This is a genomic window from Desulfosporosinus shakirovi (genome assembly GCF_020595055.1).
Lineage (GTDB): Bacteria > Bacillota > Desulfitobacteriia > Desulfitobacteriales > Desulfitobacteriaceae > Desulfosporosinus > Desulfosporosinus shakirovi.
On sequence record NZ_JAJDOO010000010.1, the window covers coordinates 39,934 to 66,815 of the forward strand.

Genomic DNA, 26,882 nt, shown 5'->3' on the forward strand with positions numbered 1-26,882 from the left:
TATTCGTAATTACAAATAGTGCACTCCTTTTTAATATGTAATTAATCCACATAAATTGTTTTTGAGGGTAAACACCCTCAAAAACAATTTAATGGGGTCCGGATAGCTTTGGGGTATAGGCATAAATGATGCCTAGGTCTCTATGTTAAACTAAACATCTAATTTCATATCTCCAAACTTAATCCAACCTTTTTTCCGCATAAACTCCGCAATAGCCAGAGTTAGAATAGCCGGTAAAACGAAGTGTAATAAGCCAATTTTGAATAAAACACCAGCGCTCATTCCCATTGCTGAGATTGTGCCAAACTGTCCGACTAACCCTGCGGTGCCCATGCCAGCACCGGCAGGGATGTTCGACATTGGCAAGATAGTGGTAGCTAAAGGACCTAAGATTGCACTGGCTAATGTAGCAGGTATCCATATTAACGGGTTCCTAACAATATTAGGTACTTGGAGCATAGATGTTCCCAGCCCTTGGGAAACTAAACCACCCCAGCCGTTTTCCCGATAGCTCGCTACTGCAAAGCCGACCATTTGTGTAGCACAACCAACGGTTGCGGCCCCTGCGGCTGGACCTCCGAGAACAAGCATCATCGCTAAAGCGGCACTACTAATCGGCAAGGTTAAAATCATACCCATAAGTACGGACACCAACACACCCATCGGAATTGGGGCAAGCTCTGTCGCCATCATAATGACAGCTCCCAACCACTTCATGAATTCTGCTAAAGGTGGTCCAATGAAGGTCCCAGCAGCGACCCCCAGCAAAATAGTAACAGCAGGAGTTACAATAATATCCACCTTTGTCTCTTTGGAAACCAATTTTCCGAATTCAGCCCCTACAACAGCTGCTACGAAGGCACCGACGGGTCCTCCAACTGCAGCACCTGCCATACCTGTAATCGTTGAAGAGAACAATACGAGTGGAGGAGCTCCAAGGCCGAAGGCCACAGCTACACCGATGGCTGGCCCCATCATTGCCATAGCCTGTTTCCCAAAATCAATGAGTAATTGTACGCCAAGCTGCTCTCCAATCACTTTAAGAATAAGTCCTACGATAAGACTGGAGAATAAACCTAAAGCCATTGCACCTAAGGCATCAACCCCATACCTTTTTACAGAGAATATTATGTTTTTGCGTTGTAAAAAGCTAACCTTTTCTTCTTGATTTACTAGATTTTCAGTCATTTTTTCTACCTCCTAATTCGTTTACTAGACAACTATATTTGATTGAGTAAAGGCGAAATTAGCCCAGATATGATGGATATGTTAATGACTTCAAAAGCCAGTAGCGTGGTTGATAAAATAGCCCTAGTCGCTATTTACAGTGGATAAAGGCTCCATTCCCAGAAAATCAGACATGCAAATGTTGTTTTTAAGGAATGAAGCCTCTTTAGAATAGATCTTAACCTATCACATATTTATCTTCTAACTCACGAATTTCCGTCAGACCAATTAGCTCATTAAATTCTGGAAATGAAATCATTTCCGATATTAAGCTTTCAGTCGTACCTGTCTTCATAAGTTCTTCCATTAAATTCTTCATAGCTTGTGCTGCCATGTAGGTCGAAGCCGTCGGGAAGATGACCATATTATATCCTAAATTTTCCAATTCTTGTGCTGGTAAAAGAGGGGTTCGTCCACCCTCTACCATATTTGCTAAAACCGGAACGTTAAAGCCAGCTGTGATTCTCTTCATCTCATCAATCGATTCTGGTGATTCAACAAAAATTATATCTGCCCCGGCTTCTTCATAAGCTTTAGCACGGTGAATAGCCTCGTCAATTCCATGAATAGTTCGGGCATCCGTTCGGGCAATGATCACGAAATCAGGATTATTCCTCGCTTCGACAGCCGCCCTGATTTTGCCCACCATTTCTTTCATTGGAATAACTTGACGCCCCGTCATGTGTCCACACTTCTTAGGTGCCAATTGGTCTTCCAATTGTATAGCAGCTACCCCAACCATTTCATATTGACCCACGGTTCTCATAACATTAATAGCATTTCCAAATCCCGTGTCCCCGTCGGCTATTACCGGAATATCTACAGCGCTGGCAAAATTGTTTGCCCTAGCTAACATCTCAGTCATGGTCATTAATCCAACATCCGCTGTCCCCAAATGACTTGCCGCTTGGCCATAGCCTGTCATGTAAACGGCCTGGAAACCAGCTTTTTCAATGATCTTTGCTGTTAAGACATCATGTGCCCCAGGGGCCACTAAAATTTTCTTATCAGCCAATAGACTCCTTAACACTTTACCCTTATTCATGATGATTAGCTCCTTAATTCAAACTTTTGTTATCATTTAAAATGTTATTTTCTGCTAAAGCAAGTGCTTCGTTAGGATATTCTTCGGCCATAGCCCCAATGGTATATAACTGATAATTATGATCGACCACAAACTCAGGTTTTTCTGGCAGTAAAGAAATTCCTCGCTTGGCGAAGGATTTGTGTAAAATCTCCAAGGCCCCTTCTTTTGTCGAATGAGCGAAAATACCACCCACTGCGATAACTCTCTGAACTTTACGCAAATCGCGACCGACGGGTGTTCCCGGCACAATACCCAGAATCGGATCAAAACTCTGAGCAAAATACCCAGCATGTCGCTTAAGAGCAAGTTCAATGGCACTAATGGCTAACGCTTTGTCAAAGTTCAGCTCTTTTTCACTAATGCTGATGTGTCCTGGGTTCTTCTCCAGATACTGGGCATAAGCTTGGATTTCCTCCGCTAAATCTTCCCCTTCTAAATCAACCTTTGCCAAAACTCCGCTTGCTCCAACCGTTTCCACAATGCCTGTGGCACTTACCCTTAATCCCAGGTTACCTTCGACGGTTCTGTAGGATAACTGCTTCTCATTGGCAACAACTAAGCCCGTTTCTTCTTTAGTTAGGTTTGCCAAATCAGGTAATACAGAATGAACATCCGTAGTTGCTCCACCAATATCTATGACTAAGCTATTGCCATAGCCCTCTTTTTCATGGGTACCCAGAGCTAAGAGCTCTGTCCCCATGAGCACGGCACCGGGGGTGGGAATAACCCGTCCATTAGAGACAATTTCCAGCAGACGCCCTAAACCTCTGGCCCTGGTGATTTGCCTGATAAATTCCTGATGAATGGCTTCCCGAGCGGGTTTGACCCTCAACTCATGGATGGTTGGCATAACATTAGGCACTCGAATCGTGAGAATCCCGCCTATTTTCAAGACCTCTTCTACTTTTGCTTGAGCTTCAGTATTTCCGGCAATAATGACCACACTATGCGCCTTACTGTTAACAATAACCTCAGCATTCTCCAGGAGAGAATCCTGATCCCCTCCATCTGTTCCACCAGCCAAGAGAATAATATCGGGCTTGATTTCTTGTAAAACCTCTAAGCGAAAATCAACAGGTGTCTCATGGGAAATAATCTCCAATACCCGGGCACCGGCGCTCATGGCCACCTCTTTCGCAGCCTTGGCAGTAACTCTGGGCATATATCCCATCCCAACCATCCGCAGCCCCCCTGCAGCTGAACTCGTTGCCAAGGTGCGGAAAGAAGTTATCTCATCCCACTGCAGATCACACGCCAGATTATGGCAAGCCTTGATAAGTCCCAGTTCTATGTTTTCCACTGTGGTTGGAGCTTGGGAACGGCCCATAAACATTAAGTTGGTTTCCAGACGCTTGAATGCTGATACCTTGGTATAAGTGCTTCCCACATCGTAGACTAAAAGATCAACCTGAGGCATTATCATTCACTTCCTTTGCCACCGCTTTTCCCAGCTACATTGCAATATAAACATAACCGTCCATAATGCGGCGTGAAGTACGTCCGAAAGCCGCTCGTTGGAGCTTAATCCCGTCTCCCTCTTTTTCAGCTTCTACCTCGATATCAATAACACCCGCTGGATGGCCGATTCTAACCAGTGAAGATTTTGAAGGGGTCACAAGGTTAACAATCGAACCCGGGATTTTTGCTGCTGCCCCGGTACAAGTTGTCCCAGTACCGGCATAGGTTTTGTGCATCACTTGCATATACATGAGTCTGGATACAAAGTCGACTTGATCAGCTCTAATGGTATTGCCCGTAGTAAAGTCGAGATAATCCTGAGGTTCACTGACAAAGGCAATCATCGGAAAGGCAGGGCTGTTTTTTAAGGCATCTGCTTCATCTTTAGCCATACCGATCATCGTTGCAGCTTTGCCCCGGATTTTTTCTAACAAATCAAGCATTTCCTGATTGGCGTTAATTTGAGCTGGAGTTTCAATCCCTGTAAGACCTAAATCCTTGGCTCGTACAAAAACCATCGGATTGGCCACATCAATAATTGAGGCTTCTAAGTCGCCAAAACCTTCGATATCAAGGACATCAACCACCTGCCCTGTCGGCAACATCTTATTAGTTACGGCACCTGCGGTACCGGCAAAGTCCAACATAATTTTTGCTCCAGTGCCTGGAACTCCGGCGATTTTATAGTCACCCCTTACTTTGGCCTTACCCTCTTGCACAGGAACCTCGGCCACCAAAATCTTACCCGTATTTGTATTGTGTATACGGACCTTGGTGACCGGCTCGACGGCCCTTACTAAACCTTCGTCAATGGCGAAAGGCCCCACGCCGGACGATATATTCCCGCAGTTTCCGGAAAAATCAACCAGTCCTGTTCCGATACTCACCTGCCCAAATGTGTAATTGACATCGGCATCCCCTCGTGTGGAAGGACCGATAATGGCTAACTTACTCGTGAGAGGATCTGCCCCACCCAAGCCGTCAATTTGCCTTACATCCGGGCTGCCAAAGATGGCCAGGATCTCTTGATCTCTGCTTTGTTTATCTGATGACAAATCATTTTCCATAAGGAAAATTCCTTTACTCGTACCCGCCCTTAAGATTGCACATCGTATCCTGCGTTGCTCCTTCATCCTATTTTCCCCTTTCCTTCATTCTCTCTTCTACCCACCTAATGACATCTTGTGGCTCAGTACCAGGACCAAAGAAACTCTCAACTCCTAGAAAATCCGTTCCTTCGTTTTTAATCTTTTCTTCGATCTGAGCGTGTTCCTCTTCCTTCTCTGCGATCCGTCCTCCAGCCATGAGCAGGACATTATCTCTAATGCCAAGTTCCTTAAGACGCCTTTCCACACGCGGGAATAAGGTCAAACCTAAGCCTAAGAGATTGCTGACCCCAACCACATCTGCTTTAGTTTCTGCAGCGACTTCAGCCACAGTTTCAGGTAAATTCATTCCTCTTAAATAGATCACTTCATAACCGTCCTGCTCAAAAGCCTCACGAATAACATTAATCCCTACCACATGAGCGTCCGCACCCACCGTCGCCAAAAGTATCTTTTCCTTTTTGGAAATAGGCTTCTCATCTTCCACTGTAACCTTCTCAACGGTATAGGAGATTCTATCCGCTGGAACATCAACTGGACCATAACCCGGAATATAGCGGCGAATCCCATCTTTCCCACGGTGAGTTTTGACCCCCCGTTTTAGATCCCAGGCAGCTGCTCTCGGAGCATCGAGAATGCCCTTTTTGCCGGCAGCGACAATGATATCGACAAGCTCCTCATCCCCATATCTCAGCCAAAATTCCGGCCCGATCTCTTCCGGACTTAATTCTCGAGACAATCCGAATGTGCTCGTCAAAATAGCTAAAGCCTCTGTCACTATTTCAGCTTGGCGGCGCTCAATCGCCGGATCCTCAATATTAAAGGAGGCGGTATTTTCAAAGACGTTTTGCGTGGCCCAAATTGCCTTAGCCATGGATACTCCCGTCGGAATCCCGACGTTTTCCGCTGCTTTTGGCCTATAGAAGTTTGCTCCGCCTAATTTGGCACTGATCGCCATCCGGGCAAAGTGAGCTTGCTCGGCAATCAGATCAGCCGGAGGGTTCTGGAAGGTCTCAGGCACAACAATTAAGAACTCACTCCACATAAGTTGCCTAAAGGCCCGCATGACCGCCAAGTCAGCCAGTAAATTGATTCCAGCCACATTCATTTGGATACCGCTAAGTGCGCTGGGTAACCCGGCATGGATTGCTAGACCTTCAGCTAATAAACACATTGCTAGGGCCATGCCGTCTGTTCCACCAATATTATTGAGGTGTTTATGGGAATCCGTTTGGACGAAAATATTATTTTCAGCGCAAATTTGCAGGGCTTTATACCCATTAAAGACCTTCGTTTTATAATCATGAATACCCCGCCCACCGAAATGAACGTGGATAACAGGACCAATATCTGTACCATCGAAGCCAGCGATCAGGGAATTAATGATGGATAAGTGCGGTGTATCCCCGGTAGCGTTAATACGCAGAGGATGTTTAGCTCCACCACCCAGTTCTATAAATTGACGCTCTCCGGCAGGGGTTATACCCCCCTTACCCCGGGACTGCTCAATCAAATCTGCCCCGTCTAAAGGATCAATGTGCCGAGTAGCTTCAGAATGCACAAAATGGAAAAGATCTATGTTGAATTCCTCGGCTACTTTATACATGGCTTTTGATTCCTGATAAGTTTCTTCAGCAGAGTTACGACCCAAAATAGGGTTTTGGGCAGGAATACCCGTCCAGGCTGCCAGACGCCCTAATTCCGTTATACGGTAACCGCTGCGTTCAACCCCCTTAACAACTCTGGGAAAAGGTGCCGGCAAGCCTGTAATCGAACCATCCGGGCCAACTTTAGGCATTTCTACTCCAAAAACCTTTTCGTAGGCTTGAACTCGTTCATAGTCTTCTCTAATAATCTGCTTTGTTTTTTCCTGCATTAGGCTTTTCCTCCTGACTTTTACGGGGGACTATTATGAAATCTTCAATTGCTTTCGGACTTTGGCAATCAGCCCACCCGCTTCTAAGGTCTGTAAAACGTTGGCGGCTAAAATAGTAGCCCGGATCTTTTCGCCCCTCGCACAAATTGTAACTTCAGCCGCTACTAGGTCTACCTCAATTTCCTGTCCATTTTCCACCTGCTGTTCCAAGTCACATACCAAAACCGGCAAACCAATGTTAATAGCATTACGCCGAAAGATCCGAGCGAAGGATTTAGCGATTACTAAGCCAACCCCTGCTGCCTTCAGAGCGACGGGCGCTTGCTCCCGACTCGAGCCACAACCGAAATTCTCACCCGCTACAATAATATCTCCAGCTTGCACCCTCCCGGCAAAATCCGGAATCTCACTGCCTGCCAGCGCATAGTCTTTAAACTTATCTGCTGGAGCTGCCATGGCATAGCCCGGAAAAATCTGGTCTGTATCAACGTTACCACCTAACTTCCAAACACGACCGTGCAGCTTACACTTCCAGCTCATCAGCCAAACCTCCTAAAGGTACCACCTGGCCTGGAGATACGATAGTGCCCGCAATCGCACTTTCTGCCGCCAGGCGAGGGGATGCCAGATATACTTTTCCGTCCCGATGACCCATTCTGCCAGGAAAATTTCGATTCGTTGTAGAAACGGCCACATCCCCCGCAGCTAAAAGCCCCATATGAGCACCGAAGCAAGGACCACATCCTGGGCTAGTTATCACACCACCAGCTTCTCGAAAGATTCGGTTTAAACCTTGATCCTCCATTTGCTGAGCAATATCTACAGAAGCGGGTATGATCAATAAAGTAACACCCTCAGCTACCTTGCGGCCTTTAAGCACTTCAGCAGCTACCAACATGTCACTTAAGCGTCCATTCGTACAACTTCCAATAACCACTTGAGAAATCTTAGTTGAGGAGAGATCAGCTGCTCTGACTACGTTACCGGGATTTGGCGGACAAGCTACACTTGCTGGAATATCCTCAGTTTTGAAGGTATACACCTCTTTGACCCTTCCGACGGATTGATCCGGATCGGCAAAGTAACTAATCATGGTTCCCATCTCGATACCCATGTTAGAAATCGTCATTTTATCATCCATAGTAAGCTGATCCATTAAGCTACCCGTATAAATAACTCCTTGATCGGTAAATCCTGCCGTCCCAAAATGTCCAATCAAGTGCAAAATAACATCCTTGGCATAAACTCCAGGCTTCAGCTTCCCATCGATACGAATCTCACAGATTTCCGGCACCTCTAAATCAAGGGTACCTGTGGCCATCGTAGCCGCTAATTCAGTAGCACCTACAGGAATTGCTAAAGCACCATAAGCACCGGCAGTACAGGTATGAGAGTCTGCACCAATCAAGATCGAACCTCGTTTTAAACGGTGTTTTTCGGCTATAACTTGGTGAATAACCCCTTCTCCTTTGTCATAAAGTTTTACTCCGTATCTTTTAGAGAACTCTCGAAGAACATTGTGCAATACTTTGGCCTCTACCGTAGCTGCCGGAATGATATGATCCAGGACAAAGACCACCTTTTTCATATCAAAAACCTGACCAACACCAATCTTCTTGAATTGTTCAACTGCCATGGGCCCTGTAATGTCATGGGCAATAGCCAGATCAACCTTTACCGTTATATCATCACCGTTGTGAACCTCATCTTTGCCTGCTGCCATTGCCAGATATCCTTCTATTTGGTTCACTCTACTTCTCCTCCATTCGATCAATCGACCAGAACAATTCCTAACCGCTTTGCTGCCATGTTAGCTTCTTCCATGGACGGTTTGGCCTTTTTAAGAACCAGTCGAGCTCCCCCTCTGTTCAAAGCTTCAACCATTGAATCTCGCTCCGTAGCGTAGATAGTAATCCTTTGCATCTGAGGCTCAGCCACTTTGACTATTTCAATCTTCAACTTTTTTTCCCGGACTCTTTGCATGATTTCTCGATAGGCTTTACCATCATCTGTGCTTGCCCCCAGGACTGCTGCCATCAGAATTCCCGGAACATTAATTCCACGACGTGCGAAAAGTTCGGCGTACAATTCGATCTTGACTCCCGTGATTTCCCCTTTCGCCAAGGCATGCGCAATACGACCAGTATTCGTCGGTGACCCTACGGCTTGGCTACTTCCCCCAACCACTGCTTCGCCAAAAGGTTTTACAATCGAATTGGCTTTTTCCGCCAGCCCACGGGCCTCTTTTAAGGCCCTGTCCATAGTCACTTCAATGTTTTTCCTTTCTTTTTCCTTGATTGAATCCTCTACAAAGTATTCAACCTCAAGGTTCGTTTTAAAGAAAGGCTGCATATAATCGTTAACCACAGGCACAATTTGCTCCGCTGAAACTGGGTGTACCGCTGCTGCCATGGCAATCATGACATCAACCGGTACATCAACCGGTATATTAGTATGCATTGCTAGGTTTGCTGCCAAATTGCCGATAACCACGCCACCACCGATATGAGTGGCACATAGCCCGGATACCATTACTCGAGGAGTGCAGGGTACGCCAATCGTAGGAGATAAGGCCAATACGACAGCTTTAGCCAACGCTTGGGGTTGTCCCTTGCGATATTCGACCAATGTTGCAGCTGTGGCAGCTGCACCAGCACCGAAGCCTTCCATATTACAACCCGTCGATGTTTTGCCCGCCCGAAAGATGGTCCCTACCTTTAACATCACAGCGATGACTCGTGCCAATTCTTCTTTATCATCAATAATCTCCTTCAGCGCTCGGAAAATTCCAGTGTAGGTACAAGAATCCCCTGTTCCGGCGCAAGGTTGCAATCCGCAAGAATGATTGCCAATTTGAGCGGCTAGAGTATAAACAAGTATCTTATTGATGAGGTCATCCTCAAATAAACGATTAGAAAAGTCATTATAAGCTAATTCTTGAGGTACTTTACCAAGCAAAAAACTAGAACCAGAAGTAATACCTACCTCTGCAGCATAAACGTTGTGCGCAAAGGCATTGATCACCGCATCGATAACCTCTTCTCGGGTCATAGCATTCTGGGACATGGCCTCGGTGATAATCACATCACTGGTGCGCAAGCTTAAGTCCTCCGCAATTTCAGTAACCTCACCTAAAGTTAAATTCCCAATTTGATATCCCTTGGCTTGAATCAGTTTTATAATTTTGTCCACTTGGCTCACCTAGTTTCTTCTAGTATTAAACTCTGACTTTAAGATTCAACAGATCTTCCAGCGGTTTGATTACAGCTGAAATATCTTCCCGCCCTAACCCTGCAGCACGCGCTTGCTCAAAGACCTGTTGGGCAACATTCGTTAGAATCATCGGAACCTTAGCCTCTTTGGCTGTTTGGATAGCAAGTTCAAGATCTTTATATTGGAGGTCAATGGCAAATCCTGCCTCAAACTGACCTTTAAAAACGAAGTTAGGCATTTTAGCCGCCAGTGCATAGCTATTGCCAGAACTAACTCCAATAATTTCCAGAAGGACTTTAGGATCCAGTCCCAGCTTGGTTCCTAAGACAAAAGCTTCTGCTGCTGCTGCCATATTCACGCCTAACAAGAGGTTATTGACGATCTTGACTGCATCTCCGGCTCCTGCCTTACCCACGTGATAAATATTTTTACCCATGACCTCTAGCAAGGATTGATAGCGCTCCACAAGTTCTTTCTCGCCGCCCACCATGATGGTTAAGGTTCCTGCCCTTGCGCCTTTTACCCCACCACTCACTGGTGCATCGATGTAGCCAATCTGCTGCTCGAAGGCTAGTTTTGCCATTTTATGTGTAAATGTCGGTGCAACACTCGACATATCAATAATCGTAAATCCCGGCTTTGCCCCGGCAAAAATCCCCTGCTCTCCCAGCAGGACCTGCTCAACAATCCCCCCATTCGGCAACATTGTGATAACCACATCGACCTCTTGAGCTAATTCCCGGGGACTCTGTACCTTTTTTGCCCCGTCAACAACGAGCTCTTGAACAGCCACCTCATTCACATCATTGACAAACAACGAATACCCCGCACCTAGTATATTTTTGGCCATAGGTTTTCCCATGACTCCAATTCCAATAAAGCCTACTTTCAATGTAAAGCCTCCTACAATACTACTAATGTAATGTTCACCTTATCTAAGACCGTCTTCCCCTTTAATTTCACTTTTTTGCAACCCACCAATTCGGGGATGTGGACGCCCAGCATCCGTAACTACCAGTGCAACAACTAATTCGTCCGCTCTAGGCGCATCCGCAATTCTCACTTCCATAGCATCATAATGTGTACGCACAAAGGCAGCGTCTTTGTAATGTACAGGTACATCTAAGCCCGTTCCCATTCCACCCAGCTTCTTAGCAGAAGGAATAATCGCTTTTCCCCCTCCCACCTCTTCCCGAAAAGGTTTGCCTAAACGAGGATGTAAAATAGCAGCGGCGTGTTCAAGTTCACCTTTCTCACCAACAATGACTCCCTTGCCATAGCTCTCAACATCTTCTTTGGCAATTCCAAGTGCTTTTACTGCCCGTTCAGCGAGGATTGAACCCAATTGTTCGCCGACTTCCATCAGTTCTGTTAAATCTTCCACGTACTTCCCAGCAAAGGGATTTTTAATAACGGCCATAGCCACCGCCTTACGTGTTGGTTTTGCTACAGTCTTTTCGCCATCTTTATGAGTCTCTTCGACGACCGTTACAATTTTACGAATTTCCATCTTGATTTCCTCCCTCAAATTTCACTGCTTGACACAAATCATCCGGTATCATAACCACCAGGTCATCAAGAAAGAGTACCGCACCGTGAATACGGCCTAGCGACTTAAGTTCAATGGCTTTTTGCAAGCCATTTTCCAAAGCCATCGCCTTGGTTTGAGGACTCAGATCCCCAACCCTAACTGTAACCAGATGACCTGGTATGTCTGTATTCGGGTCCAATTGTTCCGCCGGCAATCTCAAAATTCCGGGGTCTTCCACTAAACAATGATTAGCTATCAGCGTCGCACAAGCATCTGCAACTCGAGCAGTCTTTGCCACAACTGTCACAGCACTAGCGATACCCTTTGTAAAGCTGCGCCCTCCCAGACCACTGGTTGCGACTCCCCCAATCTCGTCTCCAGCGGTAATGTTAAGGATATGGCTATACCCTGAAGCTTCAATACTCGACGTCAGCCCCAGCTTCGTCTTTTCGTTTCCTAGCAATCTTAGCGCAATATCCCCACCGTTATTGATCATGACCTTGGTGGCACCTTTTTCCACCAACCAATCACCCGCTAAATCCGCAAAGGTACCCGCTACCGCTGCCATGGGCGTTAAAGTTCGATCTCCGACTTCTAACACAGCCTCGACCATCAATCGTAAAGGCAAGGGATAGGCACTAAGATCCAATTCATCCAATGTTAAAACATCTTTGGCTTGTTTTTGGACTTCGGCTAAATCTGACAGAATCCTGATCACATACTCTGCAGCTTCCTGCAGTTGCTTTGTCATGGCCAGACCATGTGCTCTGGCCATTAACTGCATTTGAACTGGGCCATAATTTAGAAATACTCGATCTTCGGCTAAGACATTGATCATTGGGTAGACTCCCCCTTCGCCACGAAGTTCCTTTGGGGATAGCGCTCCATGCCGCTGCCGCACACCAACAGATGCAAAAGTGTCCTTTGGGTCGGGCAGCTTCTCCCACCTCCGTTCACGCAGCACTCCGAGGCTCGCCCACGCGCTGACCCGGGAGCTTCGCCAAACCTCTGGGTAATACCTGAAGTGAACCCGTGGCTGCGCTTCCCAGGTCAGCTTTGTGGGCCTTACCGCCTCTCCATGCAATGTGTTCACTCCTGTGGAAGAAGCTGCCTGACTTTGAGGTCTGCGGATTGTTCAGGTTATTTTTGTAGGATCTTTTTTCAGAGTAGACCCCCATGCCGCTGCTGCGGCACCAGCAGAGGATGAAAAATACCTAACACGCGAAAAATTCTGCGAAGCCTTACCTGAGCACCCTCAAAGTTCTGCTTACATTCCCAGTAAACATGACAGGAGGAGCGCTTGTCTGTTAAGCGGATGCGTCAGTGGAGCCGCGCTAAGGCGAGCGCCGACGGTTCGCGTCCCCGTAGCGCGCCGCAGGACTTGTCCATGGATGGACTGATGCCGCGGTGCCAAGGATGGCAAGGAGCGGCACACATGCAGAAATACCCAGAGGTTCGGACGCGCTCGCGAACCGTCCAGCGAGCCAGCGGCGGAACTCGCAGACGCGTGCTGAAAAGCGCTCCGCCCCCAGAGCCAGACAGAAGAACCGCCCCCCCGTCTACTCGGACACGATCTGACTTAGCTTCTTGATCGCCTGGATATGCCCACCAATTTCCTCATACTTTTTCAAGGGCATTGTATATTCGACGGGAGCAACTGTTGCAGGTGTGGGAACCCAAGTAAAGGCTTTAGATACTACTTTTTCAACATCGACCATGAAGTTGATTCCCCCACCAGGGAGCACATAGACCTGAGCGCCACCAATGGTTAATAATGCCTCTCCATTATGGACGGCCTGGGTTACTTTAAGTGGATTTACCGCCACTCCGGCACGAGCGCTCCCACCTGTTCCTCCCACATAGAGAGCGGAAACTCGTGCATTTTCACACGTATCACGGATAGCATCAACTGCCGCCTTAACCTCATCAGTCATGGGTATTTCAAGCACTGAACCATTGATTTGAACTTCGAATAGGGCTGCCATCTTTCCAGTAGTTTCGGTTACAAGTATTTTCATCCCTAACGTAGCTTGGGACATATCGACAGACTTAATAGCATCGTTGGGATTTTCTATATTAGTCCCCCCCCAACCTAGGCCATGTTCGCCAAAGTAACGTCCTCGCGTACTCCGTCTAGCATTGGGAATCACTCCGCTCCAGCTCATTCCGACTGCTTCCCCAGCCATATGCTCCGAGAGCAAGCCGACCACATGGTGATCGAGAATGATCGCTTCATCAACAACTTCTTTGAGCTTGGCAGCAAACATACCAATCGTTGCACTTCCGCACCCCACACGCATCTTCGTATCTGCTACTCCGTTAATAATGGGCGGGCAACCGACTTGAAGTTCCAAGGTATTATTCTCAACCTTCAGCGTCACTCGTTCTCCATTGGCGATTTCCACAATGGTTCGAGCTACGATAAATCCATCGTTACCGGTAAGAAGGTTTGCACCGCCAATTGAAAGCATTTTGGAACCGTACTCCTCAGTATCAACCATCCCTACAACTTTACCATTGCGCTTAACCTTAGTGCCTTCTTCACCTACGAACAAATTTGTATCAATCTTAACCTTGATTCCACTGTAACTCAAAGGTGCTTCGGTAACCACTGTAACCATCTCTACTCCATCAATGGTATCCTGAACAATATAGGGTGCTGGTCGACAGCAGGGATAGGCAGTTCCAGCTCCAACTGCAGTGATCAGGGGGCCTCCCGGAGTGACATCCGTCACTAATTTCCGATTACGGATAAGCTGCCCTCTATCATTCCTATAACGCTGGCAAGCTCCCGTGTACCCGTCTAAAATCTCGCATTGTACAGGACAAGAGGTACATTTTACTGCCCCTTCTTTAATTTCACTGACCTTGGCAACCGCCTTAAAAAGGCATACTCTAGTACAGATCCCACAGCTAGTACAACTATCTTGAATGAAAGCCTTTTTATCCTTGATAAGGATAGCCTGATTGGGACATTCCTTGCTACAGATGCCACATCCCTTACATAACTCAATGTCAATCACAACTGCCATTTAGTTTTAATCCTCCTTCATCCCTTAACTACAACATCACTTTATAGAATAGTTACGTTCAGAAGGGGGAGTGTTGCGACTCTTGGTAACTTTGATAACTCCATCGACCATAACCAGAACTACAGCTGGCAAATCACCCGCCGCCAAGGCTTCTAAAGCATTACTGCCTATTGAGCCCATGGGAGCATCCATTATGACCAAATCAGCCTCTTTACCTTCAGCGATAAGGCCCGTCTTCAAACCAAAGACCCGGGCCGTATTGCCTGTAGCCATGGCGATGACTTTTTCGGCTGGGACATCCGTCATGGAAGCTATAAAACTGATCGACCGCAAGATTCCCAATGGAATAATACCCGTGCCGGAAGGAGCATCATTTCCGAAGATAACTCTCTGCAAGGCATCTTTCTCTGCCAGTTTACGTACGGTTAAAGCAGCAATCTTAGGATTGCCACATTGTACAATCTCAAGGGCCAGATCTGTCGTGTTAATTAACTTTTCAACTTCGGCAGGGGCAATTGCCGTAGGACCACCATTAACATGAGAAACAACCGTAGGCTGTACAGCAATGACGTCATCCGCTGTCACGGTTGAGCTGCCCGGAATTGAAGTCCCACCAGTATGCATCGCTATTTTCATGCCATATTTTTTGGCCCACTTAACCATAGGCGCAGCATCTTCTGGTTTCTTTACACTTCCTAAACCGACTTCCCCGACGAGCCAGACACCTTCCTTGGCCATTTCCGCAAAATCAGCTTCCACAAGTCCCTTTTCCAGGATTACCGCACCACCGTGAACTTTCAACCCGGATGAGCGTAAGTTCTCAAAGGACTTATGAACGAGTATTGCTAAAGCCTTGGTGCCAGCGGGATCTTTAGGACGTCCGGGAAAATGGGGTTCACCTGCTGAGATAAAGGTCGTTACTCCTCCATGGACAGCACCATCCAGATAATCTTGGGTTTTTTGACGAGGGGTATAATCTCCAATCACAGGATGCACATGGGAGTCAATCAAGCCTGGGGTAACTGTCATCCCTGCTACATCAATGGTCTTCTCTAGATTATAATCTTTGAGGATATCTGCTTGCCCAACCTTAGCAATTAGGCCATCTTGGACAACAATCGTATTCGCTTTGCTCAACGGTTGCTGTATATCCCCAGTTAGGAGTGTTCCAATGTTAGTTAGTGCTATAGTTGCCATCCTTTTGACCTCCTGAGAATCTTATTTATTGGTTTTCGGCTAGTTGGTCTAACACCTTTTCCGGTGTTATAGGTAATTCAGTAATCCGGATTCCCACAGCATTGAAAACCGCGTTAGCAATTGCCGCTGACGTCGGAATAAGGGCAGGTTCTCCGACCCCTTTGGCTCCGAATGGCCCGCTTTCTGCTGGTTCTTCAACGATTAATGGGTGCATAGTAGGAACATCCATAGAGGTTGGAATTAAATAAGTGGCAAAGGAAGGGGTCTTAATTTTTCCATCTAATACTTTAACCTCTTCATAAAGCGCGAGTCCTAATCCCATGGTACTTCCGCCCTCAATCTGTCCCTCAACCTGGAGTGGATTGATGGCTCGACCCACATCATGAGCCGCAATAATCTGGAGTACTTCAACTTGACCAGTTTCCGTATCCACCTCAACTTCAACAATCTGAGTAGCGAAAGCGTAGGTGTCATAGGGACTACCCGCTCCAGTTTCTCCATCTAATCCTGTCGTATCTGGATTAAACCAGCCATGCCCGATGGTCATTTTCCCCTTTCTTCGACAGCCTCCAATCACTTCTTCAAGGCTCTTGTAATTTTCCTCCTGGCCTTTTACAAACACACGGCGATCTCGGATAATGACCTGGTTTTTCTCTACCCCAAACATTTCTTTCGCTTCTTCTAAAACCACTTTTTTCGCTTCTTGCGCTGCTAAGTGTGCTGCATTGCCGGATATATAAGTTTGACGACTGGCAGATGTCGCTCCCCCATCTGGAGTAACTCCCGTATCTGCTGAGGTTACCAAAACATCCTCATAACCAACGCCGAGTTCTTCTGCCACAATTTGAGCTAAGACTGTGTTAGAACCTTGTCCAATATCAGCAGCTCCAACCATCAGGCTAACGGTAGCATCATCCTTCCAATCTACAAAGGCCCCTGCGGGATTCGGCAAGCCTGTATTTCCGATCCCATACCACATACAACCTATACCGACACCTCTTTTTTTCATCTCCTTAGCCCTCCTTTCTTAGCAAATTCGGCCTAGAACTTCCAGTGCCTTAGCTTGGGCCACTTCAATAGTCTCGACAAAACCCACACCAGTTTCTAAGACTTGGCCAGTACCTGTTTGACTGTTTGGCCGCAAAGCATTCAACAAACGTACTTGAATTGGACTAATTCCTGCTCTTTGGGCTACCATATCCATTTGCTGTTCGTGAGCAAACGCTAATTGAGGAACCCCGAAACCACGACACGCTCCGGCTGTTGGGTTATTTGTATAGACGGTATAGGCATCGACCCTGACATTAGGTACTTCATAGGGACCCGTAGCGTGAACAGCCGACCGAGTCAATGTACCTGGCCCATATGAGGCATAGGCCCCCGTATCACCGATCACAATTACATCAATAGCCATTAATTTACCGTTCTTATCCGCAGCCGTTTTATACTTAATCACATAGGGATGACGCTTTGTGGAGGCAAGCATAGATTCCTCTCGGGTATACACTAATCGCACCGGTCTCTTCGCACGAATTGCCAGAAGGGCTATATAGATTTGTACTGAAATGTCCAGCTTACCGCCGAATCCACCACCGGTTGGGGCTTGAACAATTCGCACCTTATTAAGTGGCAAAGCAAGATTCCGAGCAACCTCTTTACAGTCAAAGTGGGGATTCTGTGTGGAGACACGCAGAACCACAACATCACCATCCAAATATGCTACGCCCGCCTCCGGTTCTATATAAGCATGTTCCTGCATTTGCGTACGATAACTAGTTTCAACGACAATGTCTGCATGGGCAAAGGCCGCCTCAATATCCCCTTTACGTATCTTTCTGATGGATTGAATATTTCCTCCGTCATGAACTTTGGGGGCCTCTGGTTTCATAGCTTCTTCAGGGTCAAACACTGCCGGAAGCTCTTCGAATTCCACTTCAATAAGCGAAAGCGCTCGGAGGGCAATTTCCTCAGTTTCAGCAGCAACAACTACTAACGGATCCCCAATCTTACGGATTTTATCCATTACCAACACGGGTTCATCTTTGATGATAATGCCATGAGTGTTACTCTCCGGAATATCCTTTGCTGTTAAAACTGCATGAACACCTGGCAAAGATTCCGCTGCTCGACAGTCAATATTTTTTAAGAGAGCATGAGCAACCGGGCTCCGTAAAACCTTAACATGAAGCATGCCCGGCAACTTGATGTCTCCGCTATATTGGCTTTTCCCCAATACCTTGTCCAAGGCATCCTTACGTCTGACTGATTTTCCGACGACATTCAATTCCTGCACTCTGTTTCAGCCCCTCTCTGCCTGTTAGCTTTTGCTCCTAACCACTTTTTCAATGGCGTTGGCTATCTTGGTATATCCGGTACATCGGCAAAGATTTCCCGATATTGAGCGAATAATTTCCTCGCGCTTAGGGTTGGAGTTCTCATCAAGCAAAGCCTTAGCCGACAATAACATCCCCGGAGTACAAAAACCGCACTGTACAGCTCCCTCTTCTATAAAAGCCTCCTGTAAAGGATGCAACTGTTCGTAACTACCGAGCCCTTCAATCGTCGTCACTTCTTTGCCATCAATTTGCGGAGCTAAAACCAAGCAAGAATTAGCGGTCTGACCGTCAATAATCACCGTGCAAGCGCCACAATCCCCTTCCCCGCACCCAAGCTTCGTACCTGTTAAGCCCATTTCATGCAAGAAATCAACTAAACGACTATCTGATTCAACTTGAGCACTGACCTTTTGACTGTTCAACATGAAGTTTATTGTTTGTTTTGACATATTCTTATCCCCCTCTAGTACAGGTAACTTGGCTCCAGGCTTCTTCCAAGGCACGTCCAACCAATACCTCAGCTACCCGTTTGCGATATATCGCCGTAGAACGGACATCATCAATTGGCCTAATAGCCTTAGAGACTTCTTCTGCAGCTTTTTTAATCAGTTCTGATGAATAATAGTTCCCGATTAGTATTTCTTCTCCTGCGGACACCCTGACCGCAGTGGCCGCGACCGACCCTAAGGCGATTCTTACCTTTTTAATAACCTTGGTTTCCGGCTCTATCTCCAGCGAAGCACTTGCATTAATGACCGATATAGCCAAGGCTTTACGTTTACCAAGCTTCTGGAAGCTACATCCTTGATGATTTAAAACTTCAAAAGAAATAGTTGTAATTAACTCACCGGGTTTTAGTACAGTACGTCCTGGACCTAGAAACAGTTCTTCTAAAGGAATTGTTCTTATCTCTTCCTTACTCGACAAGACAACCTCTGCTCCGAGTGCAATGAGGACTGGTACCGTGTCCGCGGCAGGTGAAGCATTGCCCATATTCCCACCGACCGTTCCTTTATTGCGAATCTGAGGAGAACCGACTAGGCCTGCAGCCTTTGCTAAAGCTGGAGCAAATCTATTAATAAGTTCAGATTGCTCTAGTCGAGTGTGGGTCGTTAAAGCGCCCAGCACAATTCGTCCTGCTTCAAGGTTAATCCCTTTCAGTCCTTCAAGCCCATCTAAATCAATAACGGCTGTCGGTTTAATCAGATTTTCTTTAAGCTTGACCATTAAATCTGTCCCGCCCGCCAATAGGCTATAACCATGATTTTCTGCCATCAGTTTAAACACCTCGTTTAAACATTTCGGTCTATAATACTCAAACTTACTCACTAAGCAGCCCTCCCCCCTGTTAAATTGTTCTACCTTCATTGTCCAAGTTATAATCCACATAATGTAATACGCAATTTCTATGCCATCCATAAATTCATTGATTATATTTAATACTAATGACTCAAACCCTTATCCAAGCCGAGTCCAGGGATTATTCATTTCTCCGAAAGTGACTGACTGCCATAGCAATTATTAATAAAACACTTCATTCTTGAAACGTTTTTAAATCTTTTAAAAATTTAGGTTTATTTTACTTTTAAATCCCTTTCATATTTGCAATGTGTTATTGCAAATATGAATTCTCTTTTCTTTTTGGCGAAATATTATCAGTGGAAATGAGCCAAAATTTGCGAGCCAATAATCATAAAGATTACCGTGGTTTAACATTGAGAGAAACACCCCTTCTTTCAAATAATCAAAATGGTGCCTTAGGTCAGTTTTGTACTCGACCTAAGGCACCATTGCCTTGCATACTTTTCAAATTATCAACTAAAGTCTTAATTGATTAACGATTAATGCTTAATTGCTTACTAAACTTACATTGCAAATTCTATGCCAATAATTATACCCTAAAATAACCTCCACCTCGTCTATTTAGGGAGTATTCTGGCGGTACACTCTATATTTCAGGCTAATATCTCCAAATAAAAGCAGGGTCACCAACTCATTATTGAAACAGTTCTCCCAATTAAACAGGTTGTTTATTCAGTTTTATTTCAACGGCGACACGCTTCGTTTCATTTTTGAAATGAAACATCTCTTCATTGACACCTGAGTGTAATAGTTGCTTTCAAAATTATATTTTTTCTTGTTCCATCCCATATTCAGTTAGTTTCCGCCATAAGGTTGCCGTACTTATTCCCAGAATGCGAGCTGCCTTGACCTTTTTATACTTAGCCATTTCCAGCGCCCTTTGAATAATTAGTTTTTCTGCCCCTGACAATGCTTCTTTTAAATTAAGCTCTTCATTCCCAATCTCAACTATCACAGATTCTTTCAAAATTCTTTGCCCTTGTCGCAAATGAAGAGGTAAATGTTCCGGTAGTAGTATCGACTCCTCCCGCACCATATTCATTGCCGATTCAATACAGTTTTGAAGTTCGCGGACATTTCCCGGCCAAGAATAATTTTGCAATATCTTTAAGGTTTTAAGGTCAATATCTTCAACTAGTTTACCAAAGGAAAAAGAAAATTTATGAATAAAATATTTGGCAAGTAAAGCAATATCCCCAACCCGCTCTCTTAAGGGCGGGATTTTTAACTGGACCACATTTAGGCGATAAAAGAGATCCTGCCGAAACCCTCCATCCGCAATGAGATCGTTTAATTCTTTATTGGTGGAAGAGATGACTCTAACATCAATTTTCTGAGCCTTGAATCCGCCAACCCGTACTACTTCTCTTTCTTGAAGAACTCTTAGTAATTTAGTTTGTAAGCTGATTTCCATCTCACTAATTTCATCGAGAAAGATAGTCCCCCCATTCGCTTGTTCAAAAGCCCCAGGGCTTCCCCCTTTCTTGGCCCCAGTAAAAGCCCCTTCCTCATAACCAAAGAGATTGCTCTCAATGAGTGAAGCTGGTAAAGCCCCACAGTTTAACGCCACAAACGGCCGATATCGACGTTCACTGGCATTATGAACTGATTGAGCAAACAATTCCTTTCCGGTTCCTGTTTCTCCATAAATAAGAATTGAGGAAACACCATTTGCTACGAATTTTGCCATACTCTTGGTTTTTGCTAGTACTTCACTTTCTCCTATAATGTCTTCAAAGCAATAGTTCGCACTTTGAAACTTTTTAACTTCATCATATAATTTTTGATGTTGACGGGCTGCATTTTCATTGTTAAATCCGAAACCAATTTTATCTGTAATAGGAATACGTACCGCCATTGCTCCATTAACTGAAAAAGACTTTCCTACTACAGGCTCCTGGGAAACCATGGCTTGTCTGGCCTGCTTACTTGCTTGACCCTTCAATTGGTGTCGTTCGCTTCCATTGGAATAGTAACTTAATAACCGTTCACCAATATCGTTAAAAATCACGGCTTCCCCACCGGCCACTTGAGCAATCATCGGAAGTGCCTTTATTAAGGCATCCAGAAATTTTTGTTCTCTTTTAAGTCGTTCTACATTACTGCACGATAAGACATATTCACCCATTGGCAATGCCCAGGCATCAGCCTGATCTATTATTTGAGAAACGCCGATTAACGGACAAGCCTTTTGAGCTGCCTCTCTCGCCAGATCGTATATCTCATTATCCAGTTCTTTTATTTCCGTTCCATTCCAATCAACTGTACATAATCTCCGTCCTTCAGAGTCAGTAATGGTTGCATAGCCACCGGCTGTTCTTGCCAAAATTGGCAAGATCATTATAAGTTTTTCCAAATCATAATGATCGCTCATTCCAACCTCCACAAATACAATTATTAACAAAGCAAGATGACTTAAATAACCTCTGAACTTAGTAGAAACTTATCAATCCAATTCTCTTCGCAATCCAAAAATATCCCCATTCTTAAACCCAAGCAGTCCCATTTGCTACCTTTATAATAACCGTTTGAACAGGAAAATGTCGAAATTTATTTTTATCAAAAGAAATCTATTCAATCTCTCATACCCCAAGTAATCTACTATTACAGGCCACACACTTACCTAAAGGCGCTATTCTTAAGATCTAAACAATGCCAAGTGACTACTAATTTGATAAATAGCCTTCCAAAATGACAAATTGAATAATCCTTCCAATTCCTTTATTTTGTATTTTTAGGCATAGTAAGAAAACTATATAATACTACAGAAAATGTCATACATGTATAGTACATAACAATTATAACAGAAAGGACAAATGAAATGACCTTTACAGAACGCCTAGAAACATTACCAGTCTCTAGATTTCATTATCTCTCATTGATCTCGGCCGACTTAAGTTGAATGTTTGACTCTATGGACACCTGTATCATTTCTTTTGTCCTCGCCCTACTTAACATTATTTAATTTCACAACAAGGGGGACGGTCTTTTAACCTATTAATTGTGTTAAAAGAGCTGTCCTTCTACACGTTTGATCCAATTATTAACTTATATGTAACATTATTCTTGAAAATGCATACCTTGTATTATGAACTCAAGGATTGACACATTTATATAAGGGGGCTTGCCCATGAAATCGTTGATGGGGCAACGGGGTTACTCCCCAACTCAATACAACAGGTTCTCCCCCATGCAACGGCAGGAAACTAAGCCTGCTCAGCAGCAGGGGCCCGGGCCATCAATTGACCAACAACAGAATTCCAGACCGGCTTCCGAATCAATGAATAGGCCGGTAGGTCAACTTATAACTCAACCAGTACCTCAACCGACGTCTCCTATTCAAAAGCAAACAACTTTACCGCAATCCTCTTCCGCAACAGCAGAATCTCCTGACCTCTGGCAACAACAGGCTGGAGTTCTTCTGAAAAAATACGGACCTTCCCTCATGAAGCAATTCGGACCTCCCTTGGCACGCAAAGTAGGACTTCCAATCGCACAACACGTTGGCCCTCCTTTAGCACGCAAAGTAGGAATTCCTCTCATCCGGCGTGTCGGCCTGCCTCTTGTACGCAAAGTATTCTTCCCTCTCGCAAAGCGAGCAGGATTTGCCCTCATTCGACGTATGGGCCTTCCGTTTTAGTTCCTTACCGGAAACTTAACTTATACAATTTCAAATTTAAGAAGGCTGTCGACAAATTTGATGTCAACAGCCTTTTCAATGTTCAGTGCATTGCTTTATTTCACGATAAGAACAGGACAGGTTGCTTTTCTCAGGACGCGCTGACTCACGCTACCTAATACAGCTCCTGTTATTGGCCCATAGCCATGACTTCCCATTACTACCAAGTCGATATTCTCATTGATAACTTCTTCTACAATTACAGTCGATGGGTGTCCTTGTATCATTTTTTTCTTAAAGGGGACGCCGCCAATATCGATTCCTTTAATGGATTCTTCTAACGTCAGCTGCCCTCTTTCTTCAATCTCTTCTCGCGTAATTTCTATGGTATAAGCTGAATTATAACCCCAATAAGCTTCCGGATTATACGTGACAAACAAAAGCACGATTTCAGACTGGAATTTCCGGGCAAGATCCAAAGCATTTTGTAACGCTCGACGTGAATACTCCGAAGCATCCGTGGCTACCAATATCTTTTTAAACATGCTTCACCCTCCTCCTAATTCAGATCTTTCAACTGTTTTCTAATGATCTGCCTTCTATGGGGATCTGCGGACTTGGTAAACTAAATTACGGCAAAAACAGAATATAATGACTACATCTGAAGATTATCATTATATATATCGCCAGTCAATAGCGTAATCATATTGTCTTCATAATTTTTAACTATTTAAGACCTTATTTACTTAACAATAAGAACAGGGCATTCTGCACGATGGAGGACATGCTGACTCACACTTCCTAACAAAGAACCCGCAATCGGTCCATAGCCACGGCTCCCCATGACCACTAAATCAACTCCCTCTTTCTCAACTTCTTCTAAGATCATAGTCGCTGGATATCCTTGTACCTTTTTCCGTTTTAAAACGACATCCCCTACTTCAATACCCTCAAGTGTAGCGTCTAAGGCCCGCTCTCCTGATTCGTCAATTTGTTCCTGAGGAACTAAAACGCCATAAGTCACATTATAGCCCCAATACGCTTCCCTAATGTACGTAACGAAGAGAAGTTCAACATCAGCACCATATTTCTGTGCAATTTCTAAAGCAGTCTTTAGCGCTCGTTGTGAATACTCCGAGGCATCTGTAGCTACTAAAATCTTTTTAAACATAAACTCAGCTCCTAACTATTTAGATTATTCGCTATGCTTATACACTCTATTCTACACTTATTATTTGAATCCTTCTTAATTTAATAAACATTTTAAGAGTTCTATTTAAAATAGTAATAAAGACAGAAAAGTCTCGCTAGCTTTTGGTTCAAAAAATATATTCTGAGGAATAATATACGCCGAAAACATATATGCTCTTTACAGGGAACATTTGTTCTGTTAGAGTAACGTTATAGACAGCTATTAGTACATTCTTTAATGCAGGCTAGGTGATATAGATGAAGATTTTAATGCAGCCAATCGAAATGATTGCATGGTTTACACTAGAAGGAAGCCCTAATCCTATTCGATATAAAATGACTTCCGCTGATGCCTCCAACGCAGTGGTTAAGGTAGACCGAATCTTGACCCGCTCCGAAGAGAAACTTGCCGGTAATCGTATGATTATTTTTCGTTGCCAAAGCGAACTCAATGGGCTATTAAAACTGTACGAACTCAAATATGAGCTAAATACTTGTAAATGGTTTTTATACAAAGCTTAGTTACCTATTTTATCATTTCGAGACTCCCACTTCTTGTAAGTGGGTGCGCCTTACTCTACTTCGGTGACGATAGTCTTCGGTACGATAATCTCCGGTGGAGAGTATCGCCGAAGCCGTGACCCCGACGAAAATGCCTACCGGCGTAGGATAGAGTATCGCCGAGCGGCTTTCACCCAAAATATATTTTCTGCCCCTTAGTTATGCCCATACAAACAGCCCCTATGATAGATTCCTACCATAAGGGCTGTTTGCTTCACTATTCAAAAGGTTTGGGCATTCGTTTAATCCAAAATCCACCTTTAAAATTTTTAGGTTCATAAGAAACAACAAAAGCTTTGGGGCAATTCTTATTGAGAATGTCAAGCAGCTTACGTTCATTGCTCCTCTTTGCTAAAACCTGCATCATTAGCCGTTTACCATCTTTACCATCAGCTAACCAAGAAGTAACACCATATCCAGATTCCCGTAATATTGACGGCAATTCTATTTCAACACAATCTACTGTTACCTGAACAGTTACATAACCTAAAGCAATATATTCCTCGATTCGACTGCCGATATACACTCCTAATCCATAACCAACACAGTAAGCGGCTAGATTCCAATAATTATCAAGATTTTGCAGGACAATCCCCAGCCCTGTCATATAAACAAAAATCTCAACTACAGAAAGAATAGATGCCAAAATCCTCTGCCCTTTTATTACGAAAATCATTCTCAGGGTGTATAAAGACACATAGACCACGTTAATTCCAATGATTGTAAGAACAAGTTCCATATTAGCCTCCACTTCCACTCGCTTTAATCTGTCTCCCTATATTCTACCTTTTTAAACCCGCCTTGTCACCGAATAGATCTAATTTCCGTCATGCTACAACATTACCAGCCTGATCATAAATGTACTGTTTTTCTTTTTCATTTAATAGCTTTTCAGTGACATAAGCTATAACCATAATTCCATGAATGTCGATTACAAACCGAGTCAGCATGAAATTCAAGCCCATCGCAGACCCCTCAAATAAGAGCATTGGTATTTTAGTAGTAGACCAAGCCCCAATAAAAATTAAGACATTAGAAAACTTGCTCCCTTTGTGCAGGAGTACTCCAGCTATAGGAAAAGCTGCGTATAATGGCCCAGCTGCAGCCGAACCTAAGAAAAACGCTATCAGAATACCCACTATCCCCGATTTCTCGCCCATCAATTTGATCATTGTTTCTCGTTGTACCCATACATCTAATAGCCCTAATAATACAAATATCGGTGGTATTACCGAAAGCATTTCCACCGTATTGTTCCATGTGATGTTCATTGACTTTTGGCCAACTGATGGATACAAAACGTAAACCACGATATTAATTACAATCAGTGCCAAGAAGTACTTGTATCGTTTAGCCAGCATTTTCATCTCAACACCACCCCGATTGCTATCGCTGCTATAAACGAAAATACGAAGGCTAAGCTATTCCTAAGTAAGGCTGCCTTTTTTCCAAAATACTTTATCTCCAGAGGGATTGACACGATTCCAACCATCATTAAGGTTGAAATGAATACCGCGATTTGCATGATACCGGCACCGTTTTTCAACAAAGCCGCAGTTAATGGAAAGGCTACAAATCCAGGTATTAGGGTAATTGAACCGACCAGAGCAGCCATTAACATCCCCAACCACCCTGATTTCTCTCCGATTAATCCCGAAATAACCTCAGGACTCAAGATTGCCAGCATGATCCCTATAATAACTATAATCGCTAGGAACTGGGGCAGAATATTTTCAAAAGACTTCCAGGCCTTCTTCATAGCTAGTAACGTCTTTTTTCTATCTTTTATAAATGAAAGAATAAGCAAGCAGAAAGCCACAATGTACATCATAATCGCAAACATGTTCATACACTCCTTTCTAAAATACCTCAGCTTTTCAGCGCACAGATTCTGCTCTAACCCAGTCTCTACCTCATCTGCTTTTTTGTAAATATCTGTATCTGCAATAATCAAAGCTTCTAGTCGCATGTCCTAATGACGATAGGCCTATTTACCACTAAATATATAAGTCAACTCCTTATGACGCAATTATGTCACAAACAATACTTAGTTTAGTGCTACAATTGAATTAGAAAAATGAGAGAG

The 26,882-nt window shown here is 44.5% G+C and carries 25 protein-coding genes; 2 read left to right on the forward strand and 23 right to left on the reverse strand.

Annotated features, from left to right (window positions below):
• Window positions 1-150: 150 nt before the first annotated feature.
• From LJE72_RS10705 to LJE72_RS10785, 18 genes are all read right to left on the reverse strand, one after another.
• The gene (locus LJE72_RS10705; RefSeq protein ID WP_229247573.1) at window positions 151-1,188 is read right to left on the reverse strand and encodes a PTS transporter subunit IIC; all 1,038 of its coding nucleotides are present in this window, start codon (window positions 1,186-1,188) and stop codon (window positions 151-153) included.
• A gap of 217 nt (window positions 1,189-1,405) precedes the next feature.
• Entirely contained in the window at window positions 1,406-2,272 is an 867-nt protein-coding gene (locus LJE72_RS10710) for an isocitrate lyase/PEP mutase family protein (RefSeq protein ID WP_229247574.1), read from the reverse strand.
• 13 nt (window positions 2,273-2,285) lie between these two features.
• Complete coding sequence (locus tag LJE72_RS10715) at window positions 2,286-3,731, reverse strand: glutamate mutase L (RefSeq protein WP_229247575.1); 1,446 nt, start codon at window positions 3,729-3,731, stop codon at window positions 2,286-2,288.
• Window positions 3,732-3,765: 34 nt separating this feature from the next.
• Window positions 3,766-4,905: a 2-methylaconitate cis-trans isomerase PrpF family protein gene (locus LJE72_RS10720; protein ID WP_229247576.1), complete on the reverse strand. Its 1,140-nt coding sequence runs from the start codon at window positions 4,903-4,905 to the stop codon at window positions 3,766-3,768.
• A gap of 1 nt (window position 4,906) precedes the next feature.
• On the reverse strand, window positions 4,907-6,754 hold the full coding sequence (locus LJE72_RS10725) for a cobalamin-dependent protein (protein WP_229247577.1): 1,848 nt from the start codon (window positions 6,752-6,754) through the stop codon (window positions 4,907-4,909).
• 33 nt (window positions 6,755-6,787) lie between these two features.
• On the reverse strand, window positions 6,788-7,294 hold the full coding sequence (locus LJE72_RS10730) for a LeuD/DmdB family oxidoreductase small subunit (protein ID WP_229247578.1): 507 nt from the start codon (window positions 7,292-7,294) through the stop codon (window positions 6,788-6,790).
• Window positions 7,278-8,504: a 3-isopropylmalate dehydratase large subunit gene (locus LJE72_RS10735; protein WP_229247579.1), complete on the reverse strand. Its 1,227-nt coding sequence runs from the start codon at window positions 8,502-8,504 to the stop codon at window positions 7,278-7,280. Before LJE72_RS10735 ends, LJE72_RS10730 begins: the two co-directional genes overlap by 17 nt.
• A gap of 20 nt (window positions 8,505-8,524) precedes the next feature.
• On the reverse strand, window positions 8,525-9,946 hold the full coding sequence (locus LJE72_RS10740; protein ID WP_229247580.1) for an L-serine ammonia-lyase, iron-sulfur-dependent, subunit alpha: 1,422 nt from the start codon (window positions 9,944-9,946) through the stop codon (window positions 8,525-8,527).
• A gap of 25 nt (window positions 9,947-9,971) precedes the next feature.
• Window positions 9,972-10,859 carry an NAD(P)-dependent oxidoreductase gene (locus LJE72_RS10745; RefSeq protein WP_229247581.1) on the reverse strand — a complete coding sequence of 296 codons (888 nt, stop codon included), beginning with the start codon at window positions 10,857-10,859 and terminating at the stop codon, window positions 9,972-9,974.
• A gap of 39 nt (window positions 10,860-10,898) precedes the next feature.
• Entirely contained in the window at window positions 10,899-11,477 is a 579-nt protein-coding gene (locus LJE72_RS10750) for an amino acid synthesis family protein (RefSeq protein WP_229247582.1), read from the reverse strand.
• On the reverse strand, window positions 11,464-12,582 hold the full coding sequence (locus LJE72_RS10755; protein WP_229247583.1) for a UPF0280 family protein: 1,119 nt from the start codon (window positions 12,580-12,582) through the stop codon (window positions 11,464-11,466). Before LJE72_RS10755 ends, LJE72_RS10750 begins: the two co-directional genes overlap by 14 nt.
• A 475-nt stretch (window positions 12,583-13,057) precedes the next feature.
• Entirely contained in the window at window positions 13,058-14,530 is a 1,473-nt protein-coding gene (locus LJE72_RS10760; RefSeq protein ID WP_229247584.1) for an indolepyruvate ferredoxin oxidoreductase subunit alpha, read from the reverse strand.
• A 36-nt stretch (window positions 14,531-14,566) separates the two neighbouring features.
• On the reverse strand, window positions 14,567-15,727 hold the full coding sequence (locus tag LJE72_RS10765) for an amidohydrolase family protein (RefSeq protein ID WP_229247585.1): 1,161 nt from the start codon (window positions 15,725-15,727) through the stop codon (window positions 14,567-14,569).
• A 25-nt stretch (window positions 15,728-15,752) separates the two neighbouring features.
• Window positions 15,753-16,736 (reverse strand): xanthine dehydrogenase family protein molybdopterin-binding subunit, encoded by a 984-nt coding sequence (locus LJE72_RS26510; RefSeq protein ID WP_312038917.1) that lies wholly within the window; start codon window positions 16,734-16,736, stop codon window positions 15,753-15,755.
• Window positions 16,737-16,754: 18 nt separating this feature from the next.
• Window positions 16,755-18,020 (reverse strand): xanthine dehydrogenase family protein molybdopterin-binding subunit, encoded by a 1,266-nt coding sequence (locus LJE72_RS26515; RefSeq protein ID WP_312038918.1) that lies wholly within the window; start codon window positions 18,018-18,020, stop codon window positions 16,755-16,757.
• Between the two features lie 24 nt (window positions 18,021-18,044).
• Window positions 18,045-18,512, reverse strand: a complete 468-nt coding sequence (locus LJE72_RS10775; RefSeq protein WP_229247586.1) for a (2Fe-2S)-binding protein — start codon at window positions 18,510-18,512, stop codon at window positions 18,045-18,047.
• Window positions 18,513-18,516: 4 nt separating this feature from the next.
• A complete protein-coding gene (locus LJE72_RS10780; protein ID WP_229247587.1) occupies window positions 18,517-19,392 on the reverse strand; it encodes an FAD binding domain-containing protein in 876 nt (291 codons plus the stop codon).
• Between the two features lie 796 nt (window positions 19,393-20,188).
• On the reverse strand, window positions 20,189-21,799 hold the full coding sequence (locus tag LJE72_RS10785; protein ID WP_229247588.1) for a sigma-54 interaction domain-containing protein: 1,611 nt from the start codon (window positions 21,797-21,799) through the stop codon (window positions 20,189-20,191).
• A 756-nt stretch (window positions 21,800-22,555) separates the two neighbouring features.
• Between LJE72_RS10785 and LJE72_RS10790 the strand changes: the two genes are divergently transcribed.
• On the forward strand, window positions 22,556-23,065 hold the full coding sequence (locus LJE72_RS10790; protein WP_229247589.1) for a hypothetical protein: 510 nt from the start codon (window positions 22,556-22,558) through the stop codon (window positions 23,063-23,065).
• 95 nt (window positions 23,066-23,160) lie between these two features.
• Here the strand turns inward: LJE72_RS10790 and LJE72_RS10795 are convergent, their stop codons facing one another.
• Window positions 23,161-23,589 carry a universal stress protein gene (locus LJE72_RS10795; RefSeq protein WP_229247590.1) on the reverse strand — a complete coding sequence of 143 codons (429 nt, stop codon included), beginning with the start codon at window positions 23,587-23,589 and terminating at the stop codon, window positions 23,161-23,163.
• 197 nt (window positions 23,590-23,786) lie between these two features.
• Window positions 23,787-24,215, reverse strand: coding sequence for a universal stress protein (locus LJE72_RS10800; RefSeq protein WP_229247591.1), 429 nt, complete (start codon window positions 24,213-24,215; stop codon window positions 23,787-23,789).
• A gap of 278 nt (window positions 24,216-24,493) precedes the next feature.
• Here LJE72_RS10800 and LJE72_RS10805 point away from each other — a divergent pair, with 278 nt between their 5' ends.
• Entirely contained in the window at window positions 24,494-24,757 is a 264-nt protein-coding gene (locus LJE72_RS10805) for a hypothetical protein (RefSeq protein ID WP_229247592.1), read from the forward strand.
• 256 nt (window positions 24,758-25,013) lie between these two features.
• Here LJE72_RS10805 and LJE72_RS10810 read toward each other — a convergent pair whose 3' ends face one another.
• From LJE72_RS10810 to LJE72_RS10820, 3 genes are all read right to left on the reverse strand, one after another.
• A complete protein-coding gene (locus LJE72_RS10810; protein WP_248286313.1) occupies window positions 25,014-25,535 on the reverse strand; it encodes a DUF2179 domain-containing protein in 522 nt (173 codons plus the stop codon).
• Between the two features lie 88 nt (window positions 25,536-25,623).
• The gene (locus LJE72_RS10815; protein WP_229247593.1) at window positions 25,624-26,163 is read right to left on the reverse strand and encodes a permease; all 540 of its coding nucleotides are present in this window, start codon (window positions 26,161-26,163) and stop codon (window positions 25,624-25,626) included.
• Window positions 26,160-26,639, reverse strand: a complete 480-nt coding sequence (locus tag LJE72_RS10820; protein ID WP_229247594.1) for a permease — start codon at window positions 26,637-26,639, stop codon at window positions 26,160-26,162. The genes LJE72_RS10815 and LJE72_RS10820 overlap by 4 nt, the downstream gene beginning before the upstream one ends.
• Between the last annotated feature and the right edge of the window lie 243 nt (window positions 26,640-26,882).

Excerpts from the sequence above, each read along its gene's own strand:
- LJE72_RS10800 (WP_229247591.1), bottom strand. The coding sequence starts at position 24,215 with ATGTTTAAAAAGATTTTAGTAGCTACAGATGCCTCGGAGTATTCACAA.
- LJE72_RS10725 (WP_229247577.1), bottom strand. The coding sequence starts at position 6,754 with ATGCAGGAAAAAACAAAGCAGATTATTAGAGAAGACTATGAACGAGTT.
- LJE72_RS10790 (WP_229247589.1), top strand. The coding sequence starts at position 22,556 with ATGAAATCGTTGATGGGGCAACGGGGTTACTCCCCAACTCAATACAAC.
- LJE72_RS10815 (WP_229247593.1), bottom strand. The coding sequence starts at position 26,163 with ATGAAAATGCTGGCTAAACGATACAAGTACTTCTTGGCACTGATTGTA.
- LJE72_RS10720 (WP_229247576.1), bottom strand. The coding sequence starts at position 4,905 with ATGAAGGAGCAACGCAGGATACGATGTGCAATCTTAAGGGCGGGTACG.
- LJE72_RS10715 (WP_229247575.1), bottom strand. The coding sequence starts at position 3,731 with ATGCCTCAGGTTGATCTTTTAGTCTACGATGTGGGAAGCACTTATACC.
- LJE72_RS10775 (WP_229247586.1), bottom strand. The coding sequence starts at position 18,512 with ATGTCAAAACAAACAATAAACTTCATGTTGAACAGTCAAAAGGTCAGT.
- LJE72_RS10785 (WP_229247588.1), bottom strand. The coding sequence starts at position 21,799 with ATGAGCGATCATTATGATTTGGAAAAACTTATAATGATCTTGCCAATT.
- LJE72_RS10765 (WP_229247585.1), bottom strand. The coding sequence starts at position 15,727 with ATGGCAACTATAGCACTAACTAACATTGGAACACTCCTAACTGGGGAT.
- LJE72_RS10795 (WP_229247590.1), bottom strand. The coding sequence starts at position 23,589 with ATGTTTAAAAAGATATTGGTAGCCACGGATGCTTCGGAGTATTCACGT.
- LJE72_RS10805 (WP_229247592.1), top strand. The coding sequence starts at position 24,494 with ATGAAGATTTTAATGCAGCCAATCGAAATGATTGCATGGTTTACACTA.
- LJE72_RS26510 (WP_312038917.1), bottom strand. The coding sequence starts at position 16,736 with ATGAAAAAAAGAGGTGTCGGTATAGGTTGTATGTGGTATGGGATCGGA.
- LJE72_RS10705 (WP_229247573.1), bottom strand. The coding sequence starts at position 1,188 with ATGACTGAAAATCTAGTAAATCAAGAAGAAAAGGTTAGCTTTTTACAA.
- LJE72_RS10750 (WP_229247582.1), bottom strand. The coding sequence starts at position 11,477 with ATGGAAATTCGTAAAATTGTAACGGTCGTCGAAGAGACTCATAAAGAT.
- LJE72_RS10730 (WP_229247578.1), bottom strand. The coding sequence starts at position 7,294 with ATGAGCTGGAAGTGTAAGCTGCACGGTCGTGTTTGGAAGTTAGGTGGT.
- LJE72_RS10820 (WP_229247594.1), bottom strand. The coding sequence starts at position 26,639 with ATGTTTGCGATTATGATGTACATTGTGGCTTTCTGCTTGCTTATTCTT.
- LJE72_RS10810 (WP_248286313.1), bottom strand. The coding sequence starts at position 25,535 with ATGGAACTTGTTCTTACAATCATTGGAATTAACGTGGTCTATGTGTCT.
- LJE72_RS10710 (WP_229247574.1), bottom strand. The coding sequence starts at position 2,272 with ATGAATAAGGGTAAAGTGTTAAGGAGTCTATTGGCTGATAAGAAAATT.
- LJE72_RS10760 (WP_229247584.1), bottom strand. The coding sequence starts at position 14,530 with ATGGCAGTTGTGATTGACATTGAGTTATGTAAGGGATGTGGCATCTGT.